The sequence below is a fragment of the Bacillus sp. sid0103 genome (genome assembly GCF_019219025.1).
This window is the reverse complement of sequence record NZ_JAHUWN010000135.1, coordinates 1-289: the sequence shown is the minus strand read 5'-3', so window position 1 is coordinate 289 and position 289 is coordinate 1. Positions and strand designations below refer to the sequence as shown.

The following is a 289-nucleotide window of genomic DNA, read 5'->3' as shown; positions in this document are numbered from 1 at the left end:
GGCAACGTCCTACTCTCACAGGGACGCGTGTCCCAACTACCATTGGCGCTGAGAAGCTTAACTTCCGTGTTCGGTATGGGAACGGGTGTGACCTTCTCGCCATAATTGCCAGACTATTTAATTGAGGCTTCATTCCCTCAAAACTAGATAATGCAGAAGAAGTTGTAAACCCGAGATTGCCTTAAAAATGGTTAAGTCCTCGAACGATTAGTATCAGTCAGCTCCACATGTTACCACGCTTCCACCTCTGACCTATCAACCTGATCATCTTTCAGGGTTCTTACTAGCT

General features: G+C 46.4%; 2 rRNA genes. Both read right to left on the bottom strand.

Annotated elements, in window-relative coordinates:
* Nucleotides 1-113, bottom strand: a 5S ribosomal RNA gene (gene rrf, locus KW850_RS32845); the annotation flags it as partial.
* A gap of 74 nt (nt 114-187) precedes the next feature.
* Nucleotides 188-289: ribosomal RNA gene (locus KW850_RS32840) — 23S ribosomal RNA — on the bottom strand; the annotation flags it as partial.